This is a genomic window from Companilactobacillus furfuricola, from assembly GCF_003946325.1.
In the GTDB taxonomy this organism is placed as follows: Bacteria; Bacillota; Bacilli; order Lactobacillales; family Lactobacillaceae; genus Companilactobacillus; species Companilactobacillus furfuricola.
On sequence record NZ_RHNT01000010.1, the window covers coordinates 1 to 19483 of the forward strand.

Consider the following 19483-nt stretch of genomic DNA (forward strand, 5'->3'; position numbering starts at 1 on the left):
CTCATGAAAATTGGCATTGAGTATATAAGCCTCTTCTTAAATAAATGCATCAAAATAACCAAACCACGACGAGAACCGTAAAACCGCTAAGAATAATTTGGCGGCTGAGGGCTGTATCCCCGGGCCCCTCCGTCTAAATGGTGACAATATCCCCCCTTGAGTTGAGTTTTACCGATTTATTTTGATCAAATTGGCACTGTTTGCGCGTCCTATTTCTCACATGTCTATCTCAGGCTTTATCTATTCTGGTGGGGAGTAGGAGCTTCCTTTTCTTGTTTGGATATATTCTTTTTCTAGATTACTGACTCTTTTCTCGGTTCGCGGGACTTTGCTCCGCTCATTTTGCTTCCTGACTTACATTGCTTTTGTGGCTTTTTTTGTTTTGTTGGTTAGATAAGAGTTGATATTCTTTTTGTTCTCTTACATTCGCTTCTTCCTTGCGCCCTCGTGCCTCGGACTCTCGCTCTTTACTTCGAATTTAATTATCGGAATTTATTTTTTCCTAAGCTTTTTGGGTCATTTGTGCCTTGTTTCGTTGTTTGTTGTAAAATGAATTTATTAATATGAAGATGAGGATTTTTATTGTGGAATTGTTTAATATTATTGTTTTAATTGTGTTAACTGTTGCTATTATTTGTGGCGTGATTTTGATTAGTATTCCACTTTTTCATATTTCTGGCTATTTGCGCAAGGCTAAGCGTCCCTTTTTTGTTATTAATAAAAAGAAGGATGATTGTTTTTATTTGCAAAATACTGGAAATTCGGAATGTGTCATTTCTTCTATTTTTTTAAATGATGAGGCTCGTTATTTTGAGAATCTTAATGGGGTTTCTTTTGCTCCTCATCAAAAGATCAGATTAGTGATCCCTGCTTCGGAAGATGGAAATGATGCGGTTACTATTCAGTATTTCGATTCTTTGTCGAAGAAATATTATCGCCAAAAGTTTGTTACTTCAAATTTATAGTTAAAGAGATGAGTGTTTATGAAAGATAACCATCAATTACCTGAATGGTATAAAACGCAGATCGAGGGACAAAAGAAGATTAATCGTCGACTGTCTATTCGTATGGCTGTTCTTTTGGTTATTGTTGCTATTGTGATCGTGGTTGCTATTTTGGTGGCTGTTTTTGCTAATGGTCACGATTCGGCTTCTTCTAAACCTGCTACTGATGCTTCGGTCGCTCAAATTGAGAAATATGAGAAGAACCACTTTGCTGACAATAATGCGGCAACGATTGAAAATATTTCCCGGTCTTCTTCAACGAATGTTTTGCTGATTAAAATTGCTAATGTCGATGTATCAACTCATAGTAGTGCCGCTAATTCATTTAGTCAGATGGCTGATGTTTTGCAATCTGTTGGTTCTTTTGATGAGGCTAAACATGGTGTTCTTTTTTATGATCAGGATCATAATTATGATTTGTATTATAATCAGTCTACTATCCGGTCGTTTAATCGTAATTATTCTGATTACGTTGATTCAGGAAATTATGTTTCCTTTGTTGACAGTGCTAACGCCTACAGATTAAATCCTACATTTAAAAACTCGAATTCAAAGCTTTCACAATTAGATGATTCACGATCGTCACGTATTATTACTGAGTCTTTCGACTAAAAAAGATGAGTTTCCCTAAAATGGGAGGCTCATCTTTTTAGTTTACACGATCGATCGGTCTCAAGACCTTGCAAGGACTTCCAACTGCTACGACGTTGTCGGGGATATCTTTGTTAACTACACTGCCGGCTCCGATGACACTGTTCTTTCCGATCGTCACGCCAGCTAAAACTGTTACATTTGCTCCGATCCAAACGTTTTCTTTTAAAGTTATTGGTGCACTGGTGCCAATGCCCTCTTCTACACGTTTCTTGGGATCCAATGAATGTCCCGAGCAAGCAAAAACTACTCCTGGAGCAATGAACGCCCCTGCCCCAATGGTGATCGGCGACGTATCCAGCATAGTGCAATTGTAATTGACTACTGCCAATCCTTTGAAGTGGATGTTAAATCCATAATCGCAATGAAATGTTGGTTCGATAAATGTTAGATCTGTGCTTTCGCCAAATAACTCTTGATATATTTCTTTTTTACGCTTTTCGTTGCTGGGACGTAGTTGATTAAATTCCCAACATAGGTCCTTTGCCTTTTCCTGAAGGTCGGTTGGCATATCAAATTGACTCGAATTATAAGCCTGATTTGATTTCATTAATATTAAATAATCCATATTTTACCTCTCGTTATATTCTAGCTGATAGTTGAAAATTATTGAAATGATTTTATTTTTCAAATAATCGTGCATATTTTTCTAATACTGTTACGATAAAAATGTAAAATGAATTTTTTATCGGGGGGATTTGTTTGAGAAAGACCAAACTGTACGTGGGAATTATTATGATCATTGTTTCAATTTTGATTTTGTTGCAAAGTCAGTCGATCCTCACACTTGGCTCGCTCGAAAATACCGCATCTTCAAGCGGAACTGCTGGGAGAAGAATGGCTGTTGCTTATTTACTTTCCGGTATCATTTATATCACTACGCGCAAATTTAAAAGTATTGGTGGTGATGTTGCTGGAGGTGCAATATTAGGATTCTTTGGTATCACTAGTTTATTTAGTGTCAGTGATATGATTGGGGATCTGTCAGTCTGGATCTGGTTATCATTATTAATTGCTATCACTTTTCTAGTCTGGCATATACGTGACAATCAAAAAGAACACATCGACATGGCTCCCCGTGCTGAGTTACAACGTCCGATCAATTCCCGCTATGAATTGCATCGGCACCGTCATTAAATACGGTGACATCCATTTTATGAGACTTGGCATATTATTTGAATAATCGGTTCTAATTGCTAATTATGAATGTTATTTTTTTAGAACGAAACAAATAAAAAACCACCAAATCTGATTGAAGGATTTGGTGGTTTTATTTAGTTATGCACTATTAAATGCATTATATGTCACAGGTGAGATTCGAACTCACGACCTACGGTTTAGAAGACCGTTGCTCTATCCAACTGAGCCACTGTGACATCACTTGTACTATTATAGAGAAACGCACCTTTAGATGTCAACGATTGATTTTAAAAAAAACGAATTTTTTTGAATAATATTCAATCGATGTTCACTAAAGCACTCGCAGCTATTTTATTGTAAAAATTCAGCAACTTTTTTCTCTATCAGTGAGACGTAATTTTCCGTCTGAGAAATATTATACCAGTTTACAGACATTTGGTTACGAAAATATGTTAATTGCCGCTTCGCAAAATGGCGCGAATTTTTCTTGATCTCAGTTAAACAAGAGTCCAAAGTTGCTTGACCGTCAAAATATGGAAATAGTTCTTTATATCCAATACCATTTTTGGCTTGTGGTATTTCATCTTGTCGATCAAAAACTGATTTGGCCTCTGCCAAAAGTCCTTGATCTACCATTTTATCGACCCGGCAATTAATACGGTCATAAAGAACGGGACGGTCGTCGGTTAAACCGATGAGGCAAAAATCAGCTATTGCTTCCCCATTTTGTTGCTCAGTAATTGAGTGTCCACTATCTTGAAAGACTTCTATTGCTCGCATGACCCGCCTAGGATTGCTCATATCAATTTTTTCGGATGCCTGAGGGTCAATCCTAGTCAATTCCTTTTGCAAGCCACTGAGGCCAAATTCTTGTTCAATTTTCAGAACGCGCTTCTTAATTTCAGTAGATACGTCACTGTTACCGCCTAATTCAAGATTTCGCAGTAACGAATTTAGGTAAAAGCCCGTTCCACCAACGATGAGTGGTAATTTATTTTTGGCGGCGATCTCTTGTATAGATTTGGTTGCGCCAGCTTGAAAATCTTTAACCGTATAGCGTTGATCAACATCACAAATATCCACTAGATGATGTTCCACTTCTTTGAGTTCTTGAGGTGAATCTTTAGCAGTTCCGATATCTAGGCCACGATAAATTTGCATTGAATCTCCAGAAATAATTTCTCCTGAGAATTTTTTAGCTAATTTCATACCTAAGGCACTTTTCCCGACTGCCGTTGGTCCAACAATTGCAATTACTTTTTCCAAGAATTTAACCTCACTTGTAATAATATGGTTTATTATAGAAATTTTTAACAAAGTACGTCATAATGGAACTTGAAAGATTGGAGGAATTATTATGGCTAAAAAAGAAAAACGTTTCCGTTTCGTTAAAGGCTTCCTATTTGGATCTGTAACTACTGCTACCGCAGTTTATGGAGCCCTACATGCTTTCAAGAAATCAGTCATTGAACCTGAAGATGCTGAAAACGAAAGAATCGAAGCAAACCGCCGTCGTGCTAACAGAAAAAGTCTACAAGCACACCAAGGCTAATTCCAATTAAAAATTTATCTAAAATAACAGTCAAATGACTGTTATTTTTTTTGCTAAATTTTTATCCAATCCAATTCAGCAAACTTCTTTTGTGCGTGATCATTTAATTCTACCCCTAAGCCGATCGATTGAGGAACCGCAATTTTCCCGTTTTTGATCTCAAATTCGCTTTTGATTATATCTTGTTGGTAATAACGATCCGAAGCTGAAATATCGCCAGGAAATCGATAATAATCCAAACTAGCTAAAGCTAAATTGTAGGCTCTGCCAATGCCCGTTTCCAGCATCCCGCCACACCAAACTTGTAAGCCGTGATTTACAGCTAAAGCACTTAGTGCCAATGCGTTAGCTATCCCACCGACTCGAGCTAGCTTCATGTTGATAAAACCAGCCGAATGACGGTTGATCACTTTCCAGACATCTTCACTATTGAAAATATTCTCATCTAAACAAATTGGCGTATTGATCTGAGCTTGCAATTTTGCATGATCGATAAAATCTTTTTTGCCCAACGGTTGCTCGATCATGGCAAAATCCAAGCCGTCAATATTTTGAAAAAAAGATTTATCGCGCAAATGAAATTGTGAATTGCAATCGATCATCATTAAAATATCAGGAAACTTAGTCCGGATCTCAGTCAGCATTTTTACTGTATAGTTGCGATTTACTTTTAATTTTATCCGTGTATATCCTTGATCCAGTTCTGTTTGAATTGATTTTATCACGTCTGAAGCCGAATCTTTGATCCCAATTGCAACCCCCACGTTTACGGCTGACTTTGTCGCTGAGTTATCCCCTACTGCTAGCATCATCAATTTTTGAACAGATACTCCGTTTCGTTTAGCAAATAAGTCCCAAATTGCCATCTCAACTGCGGCTCTGGCCATATAAGGTGCGTTAGTTGAATTGATGAAGCGAGCAAATTCAAATGGTGTGTCGTATGCTTTCGATCCTAAAAGAGGCATGATCCTTGAAGTAATACTAAAGACACATTGGCGCTGCGTTTCATCAATATAGTTGGGAAATTCAAAAGCTTCGACCTCCCCAAGTCCAACATTTCCTAAGTCATCCTTTAAAGCAATGATATTTATCGGACGATCACGATAAATAGCGTCCGCAAAGCGATATGAATGCTTCAACTTGAATGAAAATTGTTGGATCTTATAAGAAACGATTTGCATGATATGATCCCTCTTTCCAAAATTGCAACTAATTCATGATTTAAAAAAAGAGACAATATCCAACTAAATTGAATATCATCTCCAAAAGAAGTATAAAAGATAAAAACTAAAAAATTAAAGCTTGGTAGTCTTTTTAGTTTTACCAGTCCAGTCCGAAAAGCGATCTTCTAACCATTTAACATCAGTGAATCCGGCTTTTTTAAGTTTCATTGCTGCACGAATACAAATATTCTTACGTTCATCATAAAGATAAACTGGAAGATCTGGACGTAGTTCACCCTCAACGTATTTCAATTGTGAGTAAGGTAAATTTCTAGCACCTAAAATGTGTTTGGAGTCGAAATTATTCTTCTCTCGCAAATCAACAATTTGTGCTTTTCTCATAGTGTTTTCAAACTCTTCTTGAGAAATCGAACCACCCATTTTACGACCTTGGTATCTCGTGTATAGCCATGATCCAATCATATATAGGAAAACACCAATAACAATAATGTATAAAATCGCATTTACAACCTGCATCTAAAAAATCCCTCTAATCAACTTTAATCAATGAAGCGGCACCAATAACGCCGGCTTCGTTACCCAAACTAGCTAATTTAAGTTCTGTTGAACTCTTGATAGTAGCAAATTCATTCTTACGCATTGCTGCATCAACTTTATCAACTAAGAACTTACCAGCAGCAGAAACACCGCCACCAATAATGACATACTTAGGATTCAATGAGTTAGCAATGTTTGCTAATGCGAATCCGAGTGATTCACAAACATAGTTAACTACGATCAAGGCTAAGTCATCATTTTCTTTAGCTAAGTCAAAAACATCTTTTGCGGAAATATCTTGGCCATCATCAAGCATAGCTTTCAATTGCGATGTACCAGCGTATTCTGAAGCACGGTCACGAGCTACGCGAACGATACCGGTAGCTGAAGCAATTGTTTCAAGACATCCTCTTTTACCACAAGTACACATGAAGCCTTGAGGGTCAACGGTTACATGACCGATCTCTCCTGCAGCTCCACCAGCACCGTGAAGGATATTACCATTAGCGATAATACCGCCACCGACACCAGTACCTAAAGTAACGAAAACAACGTCGTCTGCGTTATTTCCTGCGCCCATCCATCTTTCGCCAAGTGCGGCTACGTTTGCGTCATTTTCAATTGTAACGGGAATACCTGTACCTTTTTCAATATCGCGAACTGGATGAACTGGTGTATCTTGCCAGTTCAAATTATATGCACCCTTGATAGTACCTTGTTCAAAGTTGATCGAACCTGGTGAACCTAAACCAATTCCAACAAATTGATCAGAGTTCATTTCATACATATCTAGATGATGATTGATCGAATCAATAATATCTGGAATAATCAATTGTCCATCAGAAAGAATATTGGTCTCAATACTCCACTTTTGTTGGATCTCTCCTTTAAGTGTAAGGATCGCAAATTTGATTGTGGTGCCACCTAGATCAACACCGATTAATTTTTTATCTGTCACTCGAACGTTCCTCTTCCTTTTTTTCTTCTTTTCTATGTTCGGCCTTTAAGACCATTGAAGCATTGATAAACGTCTGCTTGTCTATCATTTCATTATTATATATGTTTTTCAACTCAATTGACATCAGTTCAATATCCCAGATCCTTTTTCCTAAGTGAACAAAGGTTCCGAACTTCTTCAATAATTGTTGAACGTCGTACAAAGTCCTAAAGCTTTGCTTATTATCCATATACAACCATTCCTTTAGAATACATCCAGTATGACACAGCTAAGCATACCGCAACTGAGACGATCCTGATCACAATGTTTGGACGTTTGATACCAGGAAGACCAAAGGCAACCCCTAGTAAAAATCCACCAAGTGCGCCACCGACGTGTCCCCAAATATCTACGCTAGTCATCGTTAGATCCATCAATAAATTCAAAATGATCAAAGCTAGGAAAGTTTTTCCCATTTCGCCTAAAAAGTGATTTTCACGATAAATTACCGCTAAGGCTAAAAATGCCGCAAACATTCCGAAAAGTGAAGTACTGGCACCAGCTGAAATTGAATTCGTTGCACCAAATGCAAAACTAGCTAGATTACCGGTGATCCCACTTAAAATAAAAATTACAAAAAAACGAACGTGTCCGATCATAGGTTCTAAAATATTACCCACAAAATACAATGTAACACCGTTCATCAAAATGTGTAAGACACCAATATGCAGAAATATTGGTGTGATCAGTCTCCACCATTGACCTTCTTGGACGAGATAGTTGATCTTTGCACCAAAAGCGACCAAGGTCGAAACATTCTCAGATCCTCCAGCCATTGATTCTAATAAGAAAATCACTGCGATAAGGATCAGTAAAGCCCATGTTACAAAGGGTTGTTGCCGTCTATATGACATTTATTTGTCCTCTGCTACTGAAATTATTTTATCGACTGGCTTATCAAGTGTAAAGACAGGCCAAGGTGCTTGCACAAAAAATTGTCGCGACAAAGCTAAAGATATAGTCTTCGTGGCATATTGTGCTAAATAACGATCGAAAAAACCAGAACCGGATCCTAGACGGTTCTTTCCATCCTTAGAAAAAGCAATTCCAGGGACGATCAGTAATTCTGGAGGATTCAAAACATTTGTATCATCAATCGGTTCTTTGATCCCGAAGGAATCCACCTTCGTTTGAGTCGAACTGTCATAGTGAACAAAATTCATTGAATAATCACTGTATGTCTTAGGAACGTAAACGACTTTACCATCTTCAAAACACTTGTTGATAATCGGGAAAGTTGGTATTTCATTGTCGATACTCAAAGTTATGCCAATCGAGGTCGCTGATTGAAAATCGGGATCAGAAAATAATTGCAAATACAACTCGTTGATCTCACCTTGTGCTTGATCAGACTGCATAAATTTATTTACTGTGTCTAACTGTTGCTTCCGAAAACTAACCTTGTCCAAAAACTCCACCTCCAGTAAAAAAAAACAACAGGAATTATACCTGTTGTTTATTTTGTTTCGCGATGCAATGTAACTGTGCGTTCACGTGGGCAATACTTCTTAAGCTCTAAACGATCAGGACTGTTACGTTTGCTCTTGCTTGTTAGATATGTACGTTCATGGCATGAAGTACATTCCATTGTAATGTTTACTCTCATTCTGGAACATCCTTTCATATTAAATACTTAACTAAATTCAACTTTATTAATATAGCATTTTTCAGACTATTTTAAAAGAGTGAATTTGTTATTTACTCTGTCCAGTTAACTTATAGTAGTCCTCATAGATCTGATGTGCAACTAATTGAGGATAACTCCCATTTTCTGAAGTCAGATTAGGGAAAACAATTGCCATTGCAATATTAGGATCATCTGATGGACCATATGATACCAAACTAGTAGTAATTGTTTCCGGAGGATCATCGTTATCTGGGTTATCTGGGTCATAATAGAAAGATTGCGCCGTTCCTGTCTTGGCAGACACAGAAGGAGTAATATCTTTCAATCTAGTACCAGTTGTCCAGGCATCTGTCCCGTGAACAACGTTGTACATACCAGTTTTGACAACATTTAATTCTGCATTAGTGAAACCGACTCTGTTCAAGACTTTTGGCTTAGTAACAGATTCGATCGCACCCTTCTTACCGTCGTTACGAGTCTTTTGAATAGAGTTGACCACAAATGGTTGCATTCGATATCCACCATTAGCAATAGTTGAGATATATTGGGCCATTTCGATCAAAGTATAAGCATCGTAGTTACCATAAGATAAATCCAGTGCAGAACCAGTCTTCAATTGACCGGTGCTAGTCCGACTTGAACCTTCGATACCTGTTGTCTCACCGGAAATATCGATCCCAGTTTTAACACCTAAACCGAATTGTTTGAAGTAACCACGCATCGTATCAAAAATGCCTGGATCCAAATGTAAAGCTGTGTATGGCTTATACGTAGCTTTACCTTCCTTAATAGCTAAAGCCATCATGTACTCGTTAGATGAGACTTCCAGTGCTTTAGCTGCAGAAAGTGAACTGTAAGTACCAATTGGATAAACAGACTTCTTAACGGCCGTACCAGGTAAATAAATTGGTTGATCAGGTAAGGTGTTATTTTCAGGTGTAATAACACCATCCATAAATGCACCTAAAACAGTAGCACCTTTAACAGCAGAACCCATTACAAAGGTCCGATTAATAACACCTAAGGAATCTTCGGTCGTCTTACCCGTCTTAGGATTATTTCTGATACCAGCCATTGCCAAAATGGCACCTGTCTTAGGATTCATAGCAACTGCGTAAGCACCGTCAGAATACTGAGTGATCCCAGCAGCTTTAGCGGCAGAATATTGAGTACTTAGAGCACTTTGGACTTTCTTTTGGAAGGCTGAATCAATCGTTAAATTAAGATTGCCACCCTTTTGTCCACCATAAATTTCTTTGCTACTTTTAATTTGATTGTTTGAACCGATCTCAACTTGTCGTTGACTCTTCGTTCCTGACAAAATCGATTCATAACTCTTCTCAAGATAACTAGTACCAACACGGTCATTACGCGAATAACCAGAAGCAAGCATCACATTTAATTCATCATCAGGAATACCTTGCTGTTCGGTGGATACCCCACCAATAATACTGGCGATCGACTTCCCTTGTGGGTAATTACGATTCCAGTTAGTACCAACGGAAATTCCTGGCAACTCAGTCAAATGTTCGCTGACTTGTGCAATTTCCTTAGAAGTTAGACCCTTGTCTTTCAAAAATACTGTTGAAAGAGAGTATGCCGAACTCATCGTCTTAAAAGCGGTTGCTTTGGCGAGCTCTTTTTCAGATAAATGAATTCCTTGCTCTTGAACATACTTAACTTCATTGGCATAGACCTTATTACTAGAATAAGCATTGCCTTTGGAGTCTTGTCTGTATGACTTAGGCATTTGTTTAGAAACTTTTTCAGAGCGTCCAGGCGCTGCCAAAATGTAGTCTGCCTTATCTCTCTCAGTTAAATTACCTTTTTTGATATTAACGTACTTTGTTAAGCGGTTGACGATCTGATAAATGTCGCTTGATTTAACTCCAGCACTTTTAGTATAAGTAATCGCACTTTCAGTAGAGTTACCTACCAGCAAACGTCCTTTGGAATCATAGATCATCCCACGAGGAACATTACCTTGCATGACTGTTTTATCTGTTCGTTCAACCTCGGCAGCAAATTTTCCACCATAAACTATTTGCAAATAAGCTAGCTGTCCTACTAGCAATGCAAATAATACAAATACAATAAAAAAGAGCAGGTTTAAACGAAAGGGAATAGTAGACTTCGCTTGACTACCTGTTCTTTTTCTAATTATTTCCAGTATTCTTTTCATAGGTTTCCCTTCAAAATACTAAATCTTATTCATTAGATTTAAAAATATAATTTGGACTATCGATCTTGGCATCATATTCGACATCTAAATCGTATCTAGCAAAAAACCAAGTATCATTGTCTGTAATAAAATAGGTGATTCCGTTGACTTCTGTACTTGCTACAGGAGCAACTGGTTCTTCTTTTCGAAATGCGATTGAAAAACCTTCATGCACCATAGTCTTGCCATAGACTTTTCCATAAAATCTAATACCATCACCTGGTTTTAGATTAACATTGTCTTCGTACCATTTTGCTGCTTCATCACTAATTTCGATTTTCATAATTCTCACCTCATAGATTATATAATAAACCACACAAAGTAAGCTTACCAGAAAACGTTTTCGTTAGGCAACATCTACGGCTTTAATTGTTAAAGTATAACTGCCCGCCGGTGTTTCAACGGTAACGTCATCGCCAACATGCTTACCGATCAAGGCTTTGGCAATTGGCGAATTATTTGAGATCTTACCGTTGTCAGGATCCGACTCTGCTGAACCGACAATTGTATAGATTTCTGGTTCATCATCATCTTCTTGAACTGTAACTTTCTTACCAACAGAAACTTCATCATGTGCCACATCGTCAGTATCAACAACGTTAGCATATTGGATCATCTCTTGAACTTGAGAAATTCTTGATTCAACCACACTTTGTTCATCTTTAGCTGACGAATATTCAGAGTTTTCGGAAAGATCGCCAAAACCTCTAGCAATTTTAATACGATTGATAACTTCAGGACGTTTAACTTTCTTTAAATCTTCTAATTCTTCTTCAAGTTTCTTTTTACCTTCAGCTGTCATTGGATAGCTTTTTTCTGCCATGTTAATTCCTCCATAAATCAATAAATCAAAATATTTGGAAATATAAGGTTTTCCGAACCATCTTATAATTTCAAAAGTCATCTAACCACAATTGATTAGATGACAGTTTAATTCCATATTCTACACTACTGGTCTAATGAATCATACCTATTTTGGTGAGAACTGAAGTTTGTCGAGTAAGTTACCTTACCAGTCTTCAAGTTAGCGAAGAAGTACAAGTACCCTTTGCTTCTCTCACTAGGATTCAAAGTTGCTTGGATCGATTGCAAACTAGGCGAGTTGAACGGACCGGGTCCAAATCCTTCATTCTTGTATAAGTTGTAAGGTGATTTTACGCTAGTATCCTTGTTCGTCAAACTCTTCTTGTGAGTGTTCAAAGCATACATAACGGAAATATCAGATTGTAAAGGCATGTTTACATCAAGACGATTATAAAATACCCCAGCGATCTTTTGACGGTCCTTTTGTGTGACACCTTCACGTTCAACTAACGAAGCTAACGTCAAAGTCTCTTGAACCGTTAAATTCTTTTGCTTGATCTGTGAATAATAAGGTTGCATAACAGTATTAGTCTTATCGACCATTTGGTTAACTAATTGCTTCAAAGTCATCCCTTTGTAAACCCCATATGTTGCTGGGAACAAATAGCCTTCCAAATGATATCGAACATCCTTACTATCCATTGATGATGTCAAAAGTTCAGGATACTTCTTTTGAAGCTGTTTCATGTAGCTTTGATCTTTCATCAAGCTCAAGAAATCTGACTTCTTGAATTTAGTACTCTTAGCAATTTGGTCACCGATTTGATCGATAGTAATCCCCTCTTGAACTAATACCTTGTTAGCAGTATCACCCACTGGTTCAGCACTAGCACCCTTTTGCAATTGATTAACGATATCGCTCATCGACATTGATTGCTTGAAAGTATAGTAACCTGCTTGGAAATCAGTATAATTGTGGGCTTTGATGTAATAATTGAATACTGTCGCACTCTTGATGATTTTATCTGATTCCAAAGTCTTGGCAATATCTTTACTAGAAGAACCTACTGGAATCTTAACTAAAACATCCTGCTTGCTATTTGAATTGTAAGGTTGAAGTGAACTATTAACGTAATTGAAGCCAATAACCGCAACGATAACTGCTAGAACAGCAATTACACCAACGATCCAATACGCAATATGATTTGCAACTGACCGTTCTTTGGCGCGAGTCGATATTTTTTCTTCAGATTCACGTTTTAGTGCATCTTTTTTTTCATCTTTTTGGCTCAAGATGCAGCCTCCTAGTTTGATTTATTAAAATTATACCATTTAGTAAGCTCAATTATCTAACTTCGACATCAAATTGATCGATTAAACTATCTTTAATTTGAGTGAATGCTTTTTCAACAGTATCGTCCGTTAATGTATCATTAGGATTCTGGAAAATCAAATGATATCCGAGAGATTTGTGGCCAATTTCAATGTTACTACCTTGATAGACATCAAAGATATTCACGTCTTTCAAGTATTCGCCACCATTGTTAAAGATATCCTTAACAATTTGTCCACTTGCGATTTGCTTATCAACTAAGATGGCAAGATCACGACTTACACTTGGATATTTTGGTGCAGATTGTGCTTTCACATTCTTTTTAGTTAAAGCTAATAACGAATAAACGTTTAATTCGAATACATACGTATCATCCACAGAACTCTTTGCTTGATATTCTGGATGCAATTTACCAACAAAACCGACCGTTTTTTCATCTGCAGTAATGATGGCTGTTTGTCCGGGATGCAAGTGCTCGATCTTGTCAGTTGGAGTAAATTCAAACGTTGCTTCAACATTCAAAAATTCCAGCAATTCTTCAACGATGGCTTTCATGTCGTAAAAATCAGCCTTCTTGGCGTTTGTGTTCCAAGTATCAGCACCTAGATCGCCAGATAATGCACCAGCAATATATTCGACTTCTTTTGGACGATCATTGACTTCTTCACGATCAAAGATCCGGCCTTGTTCAAAAATACTGATGTCAGAAGTCTTACGAGCTTTATTATAAGCAATTGTCTTGATCAATCCAGGGATCAAACTAGTCCGAAGGTATTCGTGATCTTCGGTCATTGGATGTAAAACGCGGGTGTATTCAGATTCAACCGTGTTGAAATCAGTTGCTTCCTTCTTGCTTACTAGTCCAAAGGTGATCGTTTCATCCATTCCCTCGCTAAGTAAGACACTCTTTAATTTATTGATAAATTCTCGTTGTGGAGTATATCCACCGTTAGTTTCATTACCTGAAGGCAATGTTCCTTTAAGATTTTCATAGCCGTAAATCCGCATGATCTCTTCGATTAAATCTGCTTCGATCGTCATATCCCAGCGACGAGACGGGATCGTGACCGTTAATTGGTCACCATTTTCTGCAGTCGTAAAACCTAATCGATCGAGGATCTTGATCATTTCTTGATCAGTCAGCGTAATTCCCATCAAACGATTGATGTGTTCGATTGATGCTTTGATAATAGTTGGTTTGGCAGGTGTTTCTTTTCCAACTAAAACTTGTGAGTAAGAATCCAGATCAGTTATCTCATCGATCAATTCAACTACCCGATTTAAAGAAATCTCCACAGCTCCATTATCGACGCCTTTTTCAAATCTGTTTGAAGCATCGCCACGCAGATCATGACGTTGAGCTGCTTTTCTAACAGAAGTTCCGTCATAAACCGCACTTTCAATCAACACATTAGTGGTCTTTGAAGTTACTTGAGCATTTTGACCGTGAATAACTCCCGCTAAGCCTAAAGTGACATTGCCCGAATTGATGACTAGATCGTTTTGGTTAAGGTCTTTAGTAATTTTATCATCAAGGACCAATTTACTAGCATCAGTTGCCATTTCCACAGTGACTGACTTGTCGTCTAATTTATCAAGATCATAAACTTCAACTGGTTCACCGTATTCGATCATAACGTAGTTGGCAGCATCAACAATATTATTCACTGGTTGGATCCCTTGATTCCAAAGTCTTCTTTGCATCCAGAGTGGACTTTCTGAGACTTTAACGCCACTTACGGTCCTGACTAAATAATCTGTCACCAAATCGTCAGCTTTGATTTGGATTTTCACATCATCGACTGCTTTAACTTTTGTCTCATCAAGCTTAGGATCTGTGAATTGAGGTTTCTCATCATAAGTTGCACCAATTTCCCAAGCTGCCCCGCGCATACCCAAAGTATCAGCACGATTAGGCGTAATATCGAGATCGACCATTTCGTCATTCAATCCTAATAATTCTTTTGCATCTTGACCAGGTGTTTCAGCAGCTGGGAATACATAAATTCCTTTTTGATAAGCGGTTGGTACTAAGCTTTCTTTAACACCGAGCTCATCTAAGCCACAAATCATTCCATTAGAAACTTGCCCTCTGATCTCGCCTTTTTTAATTTTCTTTCCAGCTGGCAGATCTGCACCATCGAGAGCAACGATAACGTATTGATCATTAGCAACATTTGGTGCTCCGCAGACGATCTGAACTTCTTTTGACTGTCCAATATCTACTTGACATAGATTGAGATGGTCAGAATCTGGATGAGGTTTAATGCTTGTAATGTGTCCTACGACTAATTTTGAAAGATCAGTTCCCAGTTTTACTGGTGCTGATTCGATTCCGGTCAAAGAAACTTTGTTAGCGATCTCTTCGACTGAATGATCAACTGGCAAATATTCCTTTAGCCAATCCATTGATATTTTCATGCTAGTTTACTCCTTTGAATTGTTCTAAGAATCTGACGTCGTTAGTGTAGAAATCACGAATATCGTCGATACCGTATTTCAACATTGCAAATCTCTCAGGTCCAAGTCCAAATGCGAACGCACTGTACTGTTGAGGATCGATCCCAGACATTTTCAAAACATTAGGATGAGTCAGACCTGCACCCAATACTTCGATCCAACCAGTATATTTACAAATCCGACAACCTTCGCCACCGCAGTTGAAACATGAAACATCAACTTCAACGGATGGTTCAGTGAATGGGAAGAAACTTGGTCTAAATCTGATCTCACGATCAGGGCCAAAGACGTGACGACACAAAGCTTCGAGTGTACCCTTCAGATCTGCCATGCTGATATTTTTATCGACAACTAGACCTTCTAATTGGTGGAATTGATGTGAATGAGTTGCATCATCATCGTCACGACGGTAAACGATACCTGGGGAAATCATCTTCAATGGACCCTTAGAAAAATCATGAGCATCCATATCACGACCTTCTTGAGCAGAAGTCTGTGTCCGCATTAGCAATTCATTAGTGATATAAAAAGTATCTTGCATGTCACGAGCAGGATGATCCTTAGGGATATTTAAACGTTCAAAATTATAATGATCTTCTTCCACTTCATAGCCAGGAGCCACTTCGTAACCTAAGCCAATGAAGAATTGTTCAATATCTTCAATCGTCTGGTTCAGAATGTGCTTTGTTCCAATTTTGTGACTTTGGGCAGGTAAAGTAACATCCAAAGTTTCTTCTTGCAGCTTTTGAGCAATGATCCGTTGATTAACTTCTTGGATCCGATTTTCAATTGCTTCTTGAATATCTTTTTTGACGTTATTAGCTAAAGTACCGATTTCGGGACGTTCTTCTTTAGGCACATCCTTCATACCACGCAAAGCTTGCGTAATTGGTCCTTTTTTTCCTAATAACTTTACACGTAGATCATTTAGATCTTTTAAATGTTCAGCCCGCTTAGCGTCATCGATACCGCTAGCGCGTAACTCTTTTAATCTATCATTTAACGACATATTGTCCTCCTAAATTAGTGCATAAAAAAAATCCTCTCCCAAAAAAGGGACGAGGACTCGCGTTACCACCCTAGTTCACACTAATAAGTGTGCACTCGTTATAAGTTATAAAGTAACTTAGCTTAAAGACTCCGAAAGTGAATTCCCCGAACTAACGATCAAGCCGATCTCAGTCTATGGCTCTCCCTGTCATCATTAAAAACGGGTACTGTTTTTCTTCAACATCTTAAAAAAAATCATATTTAATTAAAACTCATACATTTCATGACATTATTATACAAGTTCAAAAGATATTTGCAAGAGACCGAAAACATCTAAAAAACTATTTCAACACGCAATTACGATAGAAAGTCATTTTTTTGAAAAATCCTATCCCTAAATCTTCAGACCATACATTAAAACGCCGGCTGCCACTGCAACATTCAAAGACTCGGCTTTACCTAATAGAGGGATATAAATATTCTGATCCGTCATTTGTAAAGTCTCTTCATCCAAACCATGAGCTTCATTACCCATGATCAAAGCAAAATTATTGATCTTATCCAAGGAATTATAAGGCACAGCTTGATCATTGACTTCCGAACCATAAACCGTTAAACCAGCATCTTTACAAGCGCTGATTGCTTGATGCAAATCTAAGCGATAAATTGGCAAGTGAAATTGACTACCTTGCATAGATCTTTGCACCTTAGGTTGATACACATCAGCAGTGTCTAAACTAGTGATCACACCATCGTATCCTGCAGCGTCGGCAGTTCGAATAATAGTCCCAACGTTTCCAGGATCTTGAACATTTGCTAAAATCACCCATTGACCAGAAAGCTCAGGTAAGGATTTAGGTTGATTGATCTTGATCACGGCAAAGATTCCTTGGGGACTCTTTGTTTCCGACAATGAGGAAGCAATATCCTCAGAAATAATGATCGCATCATCGTAATACTTTTTGATGATCCGATTATCTTGATGGTTCTCAGTTGCCAAGACCTTAACAATTTCTTGGCCATTATCATCAGCTTCTTGAACTAAATGAAATCCTTCGATTAAGTAGGTACCAGTTTTCTTGATCTCTTTAGTCTTGTTCAACTTATTGATCTGCTTGATCTCTTCATTTTTCTTGGATTCGATATATTTCATAAAATTCTTCCTTCTTGATTTATAATTATAGAGTAACATATCTACGAATTGGAGTGATATCCATGAAACATCTTTCACTACGAGTTTCCGGCCTAGTTCAAGGCGTAGGCTTTCGTTGGTCGACCGTCCAAGTTGCTATGGACTGCGACGTGAGCGGGACCGTCGAAAATCTACCCGATGGCTCAGTTCAAATCGAAGCTGAAGGCGAAGAAATGAAACTGTACACTTTTTTGACCAAGATCAGACAGTCACCCTCTCCATTTGCAAAAGTTAAAAACGTTGACTACGCCTTCTCGGACGACTTAAAGAATTATAAAAAGTTTCGCGTCATTGGTTGAATACCTATATTACTTAACGTATATTGTTTATATGCTTTTTAAAAGGTGGTTTACAATTGAATAAGAAAATATTAAAGTACATTTCTGCTTTATCATTAGTCGTGGTATTTGCAGTTGTTCTTTCTGGATGTGCCCAAAGTGGCGTTCAGCATGCACCAACAAGTGGACCTTATGCATTTATTTATAAGATCCTAGGAGTTCCTTTCCAAAACTTGATCATGTGGACGGCCAATGCCTTAGGCGGTAAAGCTGCTTATGCATGGGGCATCATGATCATCTCCTTTGTAGTTCGACTATTGTTGCTTCCTCTATCATTGAACCAACAATACAAATCAACTGCTCAACAAGAGAAAATGCGTGCCATCCAACCGCAGCTTAAATTGATCCAAGACAAGCAAAAACAAGCTAAGGATCCAGAAACACAACAAAAAATCGGTCAATTAATGATGGAAGTATATAAACAAAACAACATCAGTCTGACCGGCGGCATTGGTTGCTTACCATTACTACTCCAAATGCCAATTTTGATTGCGATTTATCAAGCCGTGCAATACTCACAAGAAATCGGAGTCGCCAGCTTCCTTAACATTCCACTAGGAAAACCAAGTTTAGTAATCGCAATCGTAGCAACACTTTTCTACATCGTTCAATCATGGCTCTCACTACAAGTGGTGCCACAAGAACAAAGAAAACAAATGTCCTCAATGCTCTTAATGAACCCATTGATCACATTCTTCATCTCAATGATCTCATCCGCTGCCCTAGCCCTTTATTTCTTAGTAGGTGGTATCGTATTGTTGATCCAACAATTGATCACAAACTACATCATCACACCTAAGATCAGAAAACAAGCTGATGAAAATCTTAAGAAGAATCCAGTCAAGACCGTAGTAACAGAAGAGTCGATCAACAAATTGCTCCAAGGTTCAGGGTCAAGTTCATCAAATACAGATACTAATGAAAATAATGAACATACTGACCTTCACAAGAACATTCGCGAATTGAACAAAGGCAAACAAAACAAGCCAAAAAATAAAGATTAATAAAATTAGCCGCTGACCATCAAATGATCAGCGGCTTTTTTAGTCAAATCAAATAGAACGACTAACGCGAAAGTACGAGGAACGAGTATGTGAGCAAGAAACAAATAAAATAAATAGAGAAAAAAAAGAAAACAGAAGAACTAGGCAAGAGTACGAGGAACGAGAACACGAGCCAGATGTGAAAGCAAGAGAAGAAAAAGAATAAAAAACTCTTATCCAACCAACAAAACAAAGAAAACCTCAACAGCAATGTAAGTCAGGAAACAAAATGAGCGGAGCAAAGTCCCGCGAACCGAAAAAAGAATCGGAAATCGAGACAGAAAATATATCGTGATAAGAAAAGGAAGCCCCTACTCCCACCAGAATAGATAAAGCCTGAGATAGACATATGAGGCATAGGACGCGCCAAAAGTGCCAATTTGTACAAAATAAATCGGTAAATCTCAACC

At 37.9% G+C, this 19483-nt stretch carries 22 protein-coding genes and 1 tRNA gene; 6 read left to right on the top strand and 17 right to left on the bottom strand.

Going from position 1 to position 19483, the window contains the following annotated elements; translation table 11 throughout:
- Nucleotides 1–584 precede the first annotated feature (584 nt).
- Nucleotides 585–965 carry a hypothetical protein gene (locus tag EKM78_RS04675; RefSeq protein WP_125769879.1) on the top strand — a complete coding sequence of 127 codons (381 nt, stop codon included), beginning with the start codon at nt 585–587 and terminating at the stop codon, nt 963–965.
- Between the two features lie 18 nt (nt 966–983).
- Nucleotides 984–1616: a hypothetical protein gene (locus EKM78_RS04680; RefSeq protein ID WP_125769881.1), complete on the top strand. Its 633-nt coding sequence runs from the start codon at nt 984–986 to the stop codon at nt 1614–1616.
- Between the two features lie 37 nt (nt 1617–1653).
- Here the strand turns inward: EKM78_RS04680 and EKM78_RS13245 are convergent, their stop codons facing one another.
- Complete coding sequence (locus EKM78_RS13245) at nt 1654–2223, bottom strand: sugar O-acetyltransferase (RefSeq protein WP_125769883.1); 570 nt, start codon at nt 2221–2223, stop codon at nt 1654–1656.
- Nucleotides 2224–2357: 134 nt separating this feature from the next.
- Here EKM78_RS13245 and EKM78_RS04690 point away from each other — a divergent pair, with 134 nt between their 5' ends.
- Entirely contained in the window at nt 2358–2792 is a 435-nt protein-coding gene (locus EKM78_RS04690; RefSeq protein WP_125769885.1) for a hypothetical protein, read from the top strand.
- A 165-nt stretch (nt 2793–2957) separates the two neighbouring features.
- Here EKM78_RS04690 and EKM78_RS04695 read toward each other — a convergent pair.
- Nucleotides 2958–3031, bottom strand: a tRNA-Arg gene (locus tag EKM78_RS04695).
- A gap of 115 nt (nt 3032–3146) precedes the next feature.
- Entirely contained in the window at nt 3147–4061 is a 915-nt protein-coding gene (gene miaA, locus EKM78_RS04700; RefSeq protein WP_125769887.1) for a tRNA (adenosine(37)-N6)-dimethylallyltransferase MiaA, read from the bottom strand.
- Nucleotides 4062–4152: 91 nt separating this feature from the next.
- On the opposite strand from miaA, the gene EKM78_RS04705 reads away from it, so the two are divergent.
- On the top strand, nt 4153–4347 hold the full coding sequence (locus EKM78_RS04705; RefSeq protein ID WP_125769889.1) for a DUF3042 family protein: 195 nt from the start codon (nt 4153–4155) through the stop codon (nt 4345–4347).
- 53 nt (nt 4348–4400) lie between these two features.
- On the opposite strand, the gene menC is transcribed toward EKM78_RS04705, so the two are convergent.
- The 14 genes from menC to EKM78_RS04775 form a co-directional block, all read right to left on the bottom strand.
- Nucleotides 4401–5528 (bottom strand): o-succinylbenzoate synthase, encoded by a 1128-nt coding sequence (gene menC, locus EKM78_RS04710; protein WP_125769891.1) that lies wholly within the window; start codon nt 5526–5528, stop codon nt 4401–4403.
- Nucleotides 5529–5642: 114 nt separating this feature from the next.
- Complete coding sequence (locus tag EKM78_RS04715) at nt 5643–6047, bottom strand: rhodanese-like domain-containing protein (protein WP_125769893.1); 405 nt, start codon at nt 6045–6047, stop codon at nt 5643–5645.
- Between the two features lie 13 nt (nt 6048–6060).
- Nucleotides 6061–7026, bottom strand: coding sequence for an ROK family glucokinase (locus tag EKM78_RS04720; RefSeq protein ID WP_125769895.1), 966 nt, complete (start codon nt 7024–7026; stop codon nt 6061–6063).
- Nucleotides 7016–7255 (bottom strand): YqgQ family protein, encoded by a 240-nt coding sequence (locus EKM78_RS04725; RefSeq protein WP_125769897.1) that lies wholly within the window; start codon nt 7253–7255, stop codon nt 7016–7018. The genes EKM78_RS04720 and EKM78_RS04725 overlap by 11 nt, the downstream gene beginning before the upstream one ends.
- Nucleotides 7248–7919, bottom strand: coding sequence for a rhomboid family intramembrane serine protease (locus EKM78_RS04730; RefSeq protein WP_125769899.1), 672 nt, complete (start codon nt 7917–7919; stop codon nt 7248–7250). Before EKM78_RS04730 ends, EKM78_RS04725 begins: the two co-directional genes overlap by 8 nt.
- Nucleotides 7920–8483: a 5-formyltetrahydrofolate cyclo-ligase gene (locus tag EKM78_RS04735; protein ID WP_245994781.1), complete on the bottom strand. Its 564-nt coding sequence runs from the start codon at nt 8481–8483 to the stop codon at nt 7920–7922.
- A 38-nt stretch (nt 8484–8521) separates the two neighbouring features.
- Nucleotides 8522–8671 (bottom strand): 50S ribosomal protein L33, encoded by a 150-nt coding sequence (rpmG, locus tag EKM78_RS04740; RefSeq protein WP_010623697.1) that lies wholly within the window; start codon nt 8669–8671, stop codon nt 8522–8524.
- An 88-nt stretch (nt 8672–8759) separates the two neighbouring features.
- Nucleotides 8760–10874 carry a peptidoglycan D,D-transpeptidase FtsI family protein gene (locus EKM78_RS04745; RefSeq protein ID WP_125769903.1) on the bottom strand — a complete coding sequence of 705 codons (2115 nt, stop codon included), beginning with the start codon at nt 10872–10874 and terminating at the stop codon, nt 8760–8762.
- Nucleotides 10875–10899: 25 nt separating this feature from the next.
- The gene (locus EKM78_RS04750; RefSeq protein WP_125769905.1) at nt 10900–11196 is read right to left on the bottom strand and encodes a HesB/YadR/YfhF family protein; all 297 of its coding nucleotides are present in this window, start codon (nt 11194–11196) and stop codon (nt 10900–10902) included.
- Nucleotides 11197–11259: 63 nt separating this feature from the next.
- On the bottom strand, nt 11260–11736 hold the full coding sequence (gene greA / locus EKM78_RS04755) for a transcription elongation factor GreA (protein ID WP_125769907.1): 477 nt from the start codon (nt 11734–11736) through the stop codon (nt 11260–11262).
- A 125-nt stretch (nt 11737–11861) separates the two neighbouring features.
- Complete coding sequence (mltG, locus tag EKM78_RS04760) at nt 11862–13010, bottom strand: endolytic transglycosylase MltG (protein WP_425453530.1); 1149 nt, start codon at nt 13008–13010, stop codon at nt 11862–11864.
- A 52-nt stretch (nt 13011–13062) separates the two neighbouring features.
- Nucleotides 13063–15471: a phenylalanine--tRNA ligase subunit beta gene (gene pheT / locus EKM78_RS04765; RefSeq protein WP_125769911.1), complete on the bottom strand. Its 2409-nt coding sequence runs from the start codon at nt 15469–15471 to the stop codon at nt 13063–13065.
- 1 nt (nt 15472) lies between these two features.
- Nucleotides 15473–16519, bottom strand: a complete 1047-nt coding sequence (pheS, locus tag EKM78_RS04770) for a phenylalanine--tRNA ligase subunit alpha (RefSeq protein ID WP_125769913.1) — start codon at nt 16517–16519, stop codon at nt 15473–15475.
- Between the two features lie 375 nt (nt 16520–16894).
- Nucleotides 16895–17653, bottom strand: a complete 759-nt coding sequence (locus EKM78_RS04775) for a TrmH family RNA methyltransferase (RefSeq protein WP_125769915.1) — start codon at nt 17651–17653, stop codon at nt 16895–16897.
- Nucleotides 17654–17715: 62 nt separating this feature from the next.
- On the opposite strand from EKM78_RS04775, the gene EKM78_RS04780 reads away from it, so the two are divergent.
- Together EKM78_RS04780 and yidC are read left to right on the top strand one after the other, a co-directional pair.
- On the top strand, nt 17716–17991 hold the full coding sequence (locus EKM78_RS04780; protein ID WP_125769917.1) for an acylphosphatase: 276 nt from the start codon (nt 17716–17718) through the stop codon (nt 17989–17991).
- A 56-nt stretch (nt 17992–18047) separates the two neighbouring features.
- The gene (gene yidC, locus EKM78_RS04785; RefSeq protein ID WP_125769919.1) at nt 18048–19034 is read left to right on the top strand and encodes a membrane protein insertase YidC; all 987 of its coding nucleotides are present in this window, start codon (nt 18048–18050) and stop codon (nt 19032–19034) included.
- The last annotated feature ends 449 nt before the right edge of the window (nt 19035–19483 follow it).